General features: G+C 71.2%; 2 protein-coding genes. Both read left to right on the top strand.

Features of this window, described 5'->3' with window-relative positions; translation table 11 throughout:
* Positions 1-168 precede the first annotated feature (168 nt).
* Positions 169-2,763, top strand: coding sequence for a hypothetical protein (locus ABZ842_RS38480; RefSeq protein WP_361548449.1), 2,595 nt, complete (start codon positions 169-171; stop codon positions 2,761-2,763).
* Between the two features lie 12 nt (positions 2,764-2,775).
* Positions 2,776-5,357, top strand: a 2,582-nt coding sequence (locus tag ABZ842_RS38475; RefSeq protein WP_361548446.1) for a hypothetical protein, incomplete at its 3' end; no start/stop codon positions are given.

The raw sequence follows: 5,357 nt of genomic DNA, 5'->3' as shown, positions 1-5,357 counted from the left end.
ATGACGATCGGCGACCTCGTCGGCTACATCCGCGCGGACGGCTCGGACTTCGAGCGCGGCATTGCCAGGTCGCAGCTCCGCATGGAGGGCTTCCGGCTGGACGTGAACGGCCGACTCCGGGACATCCGGGGCCGTTTCGTCCAGGAGAGCGACGTCATGGGCCGCGCCTTGGCCGACGGCTTCACTGACGCCGAGGCCGCGGGGACGCGCATCGTCACGGTGTACAGCAGCGTTGCGGACGCCCAGTCCCGCACCCTCCGGAGCAGGTTCGCGCGCCTGCGGGCAGAGGCCGGCCGGCTCGGCGGCGCCCTATCGGGCATGGTCAACCGCGTCGCCGAGCGCGTCGGCGCCCTGGACTTCAGCCGCCTCGCCGCCGCCGGTCCGGCGATCGGCGCCGTGGCCATGTCGATCGGCGCAATGGCGGGCCGGCTCGGGGCTGCGGTCCCGGTGGCCGCTGGGCTCGCCGCGACGGTGGGCAACATCGCTCCGGCGGCAGCAGTCGCTGTGACGGGCCTGATCGCGGTGCAGCTGGCATCCAAGGCGCTGAAGATCGGCATGCAGGGAGTCGGCGACGCCGTCTCGGCCGCGATGGACCCCAGCGACCCGGAGGCGTACGCCGCAGCCCTCAAGAAGCTCTCACCCAACGCGCGCGCGTTCGTCGGGCAGATCCGCACCATGCAGCCGGCGTTCAAGTCGCTGCAGCAGGCGGTCCAAGACCGTCTGTTCAAGGGCCTGGACGACACGCTGAAGGCCATGGGCAAGCACACGCTGCCCATCCTCAAGACTGGGCTGACGAACTCGGCCGGCGCCCTCAACCTGATGGCCAAGGGGATCGGCACTGCGGCTGTGGGGCTCGGCCGGTCCGGCACCCTCGGTCAGGCGATCCAGGGCGCGAACGCGGGCCTCGCGAACCTGGCGTCGATACCCGGGCAGGTCGTCACCGGGCTGGTGCAGATCGGTGCCGCAGCCGCCCCGGCGTTCTCGCACCTCACGGGCTGGGCCGGCGACGCGTTCACTGCCCTGTCGGAGAAGATGAGCGCCGCGTTCGCGTCGGGCGGTATGCAGCGGGCGATTGAACAGGCGATCGTCGTCATCGGTGACCTCGTGGACGTCGCGGGGAACGTCGGCGCGATCTTCGGCTCGGTCTTCAGCGCCGCGTCGGCGTCCGGTGGCGGATTCGTCGGCGTCCTCCAGCAGATCACTGGTGGTCTCGCCGCGGCCTTCGCTTCGCCCGGTGTGCAGGCCGGGTTGCGGGCGATCTTCGAGACCGTGGCGACCCTGGCGCGCACCGCTGCGCCGCTGCTCGCGTCCGCCCTCAGTGCGCTCGGGCCCGTATTCGCCGCCCTCGGCCCTCCGGCACAGGTACTGATCAAGGCCCTCGGGGACGCCTTGCGCCCGGCCATCGATGCACTCGGCCCCGTACTCCAGGCTGCCGCTACGGCGGTCGGCTCGCTCGTAGTCGCCGCTTCACCCCTGCTACCCGTGGTCGGGCAGCTCGTCGCTGCGCTCCTGCCTGCTTTGACGCCGCTCCTCAGTTCCGCGAGCGACATCTTCCGGGGCCTGGCTCCCGTCGTGCAGCAGGTCGCCAACCTGCTCGGCAACGGCGGCCTCCAACCGATCATCACCGGCCTGACCGACATCCTCGTACAGCTGGTGGAGCAGGGCGCCGCGCAGTTCCTCAGCACCCTCCAGCTGATCATGCCGGTGATCCCCCAGCTCACCCCACTCTTCCTACAACTGGCCCAATCCGTAGGCCAGATCCTGTCCGCCCTCGCTCCGCTTTTGCCGCAAATCAGCCTACTGAGCGTGCAACTCGTCGGCGCGCTGCTGCCGGCGATCCTGCCGCTCCTGCCGCCGCTCGTGCAGCTCGCGACGCTGTGGCTTCGGCTCGCGACGGGCGTCATCACGAACGTCGTGGTCCCGGCGATCGCCGGCATTCTGGCGGTCCTCGGCGGTCTGCGGACGGCGATGCAGCCGGCTCTGGACGCGGTGACCTGGTTGACGGAGGGCATCGCCGCCGGCTTCCGATGGCTGTACAACCTCCTCGTCGGGAACAGCATCATCCCCGACCTGGTCAATGCCATCGTCTGGTGGTTCGCCAGCCTTCCCGGCAAGGCGCTCAGCGCCCTCGGCGGTCTCGTCGCCTCGGTCGCTGGCCCGGCGCGCACCGCCGCCACGCAGATGATCGGCGCCGTCCGGGACGGGGTGAACCGGGCGGTTGAGTGGGTCCGCGGACTTCCGGGGCGCGCGGGTCGGGCGCTGGGCAACATCGGCGCGACCCTCTACGCCTCCGGTCGGTCGCTCGTGCAGGGCTTCATCAACGGCATCGTGTCCCGCGCGGGCGACATCGCCAACGCGGTATCCGGCCTGGTCAGCAAAGCCCGCGACTTCTTCCCCTTCAGCCCCGCGAAGATCGGGCCTTTCTCCGGCAAGGGCTGGACCCTCTACAGCGGGCAGTCGATCGGCCAGGCGCTCGCCGCGGGTATCACCGGTGAGCAGACCAACGTCGCTCACGCGGCGGGCGGCATGCTCGCCGCCGCGCAACAGGCCCTCGGCGCGGGCCTCGCGCTGCCCGGTGCGGGTATGCCGGGGCTGGCTATGGCCGGCGCCGGCTCGGCGGCGGGCGCCGCTCCCCAGCAGCGCATCGTCCTCGAAGTCCGCAGCGACGGGTCGCGGTACGGGGACTTCCTCACTGACCAGATCAGGCAGCAGGTCACTGTCCTCGGCGGCGGGGACGTGCAACGCGCCTTCGGGCGGCGATGAGAGGAGGAACTGGTGGCGATCCCTGACGCGCGCGTGGAACTCCAGATCGACGGCGTGTGGACCCCGGCCGTGGTGCGGCATGAGCCGGGCATCACCCACGCTCGCGGCCGGCGGTCGCGCGGGTCCACGGCGGACGCAGCCGAGGTCGCGATGGTGCTGGACAGCCCGTCCGGGCTGTACGACAACCGCAACCCCCGCTCGCCGTACTACGGGAAGCTCGGACGGAACACCCCGCTACGGCTCACGGTCGACTCGGGGCAGCGGGCCCTCGTCATGGGCTCCGGCGGAGGCGCATCCACCCCGGACTCACCGCCCCTCGACATCGTGGGCGACACCGACGTCCGGTTCGAAGCGACCCTGGACAACTGGTCGACCGCCGGCACGGTGGAAGTGGCTGGCAAGGGCTCGCAGTTCACCAATCAGAGATCGTGGCTCCTGCTGATGCGTGACCGGCGGGTGCGGTTCGAGTGGTCGACTGCCGGCACGTCCACGCTCGGCGCGACGTCCACCGTCGACCTGCCCGTCCCCCTGTCCCGGCGCCTCGCGATCCGGGCGGCGCTCGACGTCGACAACGGGGCGGCCGGGAGCACCGTCACCTTCTACACGGCGCCAAGCATCGCCGGGCCGTGGACGCCGCTCGGGGCGCCCGTCGTAACGGCCGGGACGACGTCCGTCTTCGCCAGCACCTCACCCGTCCGCGTGGGCGACGGCTGGGCCGACCTCGGCTTCCCGTCCGCGGCCGGCATGGTCCACGCCTTCGAACTCCGGGCCGGCGCCACGGTCGCAGCGGCGCTCGACTTCAGCGCGCAGGCCGAGGGGGCGACCAGCTTCACTGACAGCGCCGGCCGACCCTGGACGGTGGAGGCGGGCAGCACGGTCACGGGCCGCCGCGCCCGCGCCGTGGCCGAGGTGCCGAAGTGGGAGCCCCGCTGGCACCGGTCCGGCAACAACATCACGGTGCCGATCACCGCCGCCGGCATCATGCGCCGACTGGAGGCCGGCCGCGGCGAGCTGGAGTCCACGCTGCGCCGGCGTATCCCTTCGGGGTCGTCGGTGCGCGCTTACTGGCCGATGGAGGACGACCGCGACGCCACCCAGGCGTACAGCCCGCTCCCCGGCGTCAGTCCTCTCGCTGTGCTCGGCCTGGACTTCGCCGCCGACAGCAGTCTCGTCGGCTCATCCCCGCTGCCCCGGCTCAGCAGCAGCGCCACCATGACGGGTGCCGTCCCGACTCACCCGGCGACGGGTAAGTGGATGGTGACCTACGTGGCCTACATCCCCACGCCCTCGGCCGGTGCCTCGCCGACGCAGCTCCTGGAGTTCACGACGACCGGCACGGTCCGGCGGGTCACGGTCGTGCTGGAGCCTCCCAACGCGATGCGCCTGACGGGCGTCAACGCGGCCGGCGACGTCATCGTGAATGTCCCGTTCTCGCCTCTGGACGAGTTCTTCGACGGCTGGCTTCGGCTGGAGATGATCGCGAAGCCGGGCCCCGCGCCGGGCCAGGTGACCTACCAGCTGGGCTACATGTCTGTGTTCGGGAACGGCTACTTCCTTGGCGCCGACCTGACGGCGACCGCTGGGGTGGTTGCCTCGGTGCGCACCCGCTTCGGAGCCACAGCGGAGGGGTTCAGCATCGGCCACCTCGGCGTCCTGGACTCTGATGACACCCTGACGTACGAGTTCGCAGACGACGGGTTCCAGGGCGAGGCGGCATCAGGGCGCATCACCCGCCTGTGCGCTGAGGAGGGTGTGCCGCAGACGGTGGACAGCGGGGACACGGTGCCTATGGGGCCGCAGCGCCCGGCGCAGTTCCTAGCCCTGCTGGAGGAGGCGGAGGCCGCGGACGGTGGCCTGCTGCTGGAGCAGGCGACGGCGCTCGCGCTGTCGTACCGGCCGCGGGTGAGCCTGTACAACCAGACCCCGGCGCTAACGATCGACTACGCCCAGGTGACTCAGCCGTTCGAACCTGTCGAGGAAGACACCGTCCGCAACTCGATCACCGTGTCACGGACAGGCGGTTCATCAGCCACCGTCGAACAGGACACGGGGCCGCTGTCCACCGCGGCCCCGCCGGCGGGGATCGGCCTGTATGAGGAGGCCGTCAGCCTCTCCCTGTTCCACGACGGGCAGTTGGAGCAGATAGCCGCGTGGCGGCTGGCCCAGTCCACGTGGGACGAGTACCGGTACCCGCGGCTGCGCCTGCTGCTCCACCGGTTCCCGGAGCTGGCGCCCGCCGTGTGCATGCTGCGGGAGGGCGACATCATCCGCATCACCAACCTGCCGGACCATCTGCCGCCGGGGCCGCTGGATCTGATGGTCCTGGGCTGGAGCGAGCAGTTCCACGAGTTCGAATGGGTCGTCGACTTCATGTGCGCCCCTGGCGGGCCCTGGGCGGTGGGGGTTGCCGAGGACCCGGTGTTGGGGCGGCCGGACACAGAGGGCTCATCCCTCAGCGCGCCCGCCTCGGAGACGCAGACGGCTCTGGAGGTGCAAACGGACAGCGGGCCCCGCTGGATCGACAGCGCCGGCTACGGGGCGATGTTCCCCTTCGACTTGGCGGTAGCCGGCGAGCACGTGGCCGTCTCGGCGAT

Source organism: Streptomyces sp. NPDC047315 (assembly GCF_040643215.1).
GTDB lineage: Bacteria > Actinomycetota > Actinomycetes > Streptomycetales > Streptomycetaceae > Streptomyces.
The sequence above is the reverse complement of the archived record's forward strand: the minus strand, read 5'-3'. Positions and strand labels throughout refer to the sequence as shown.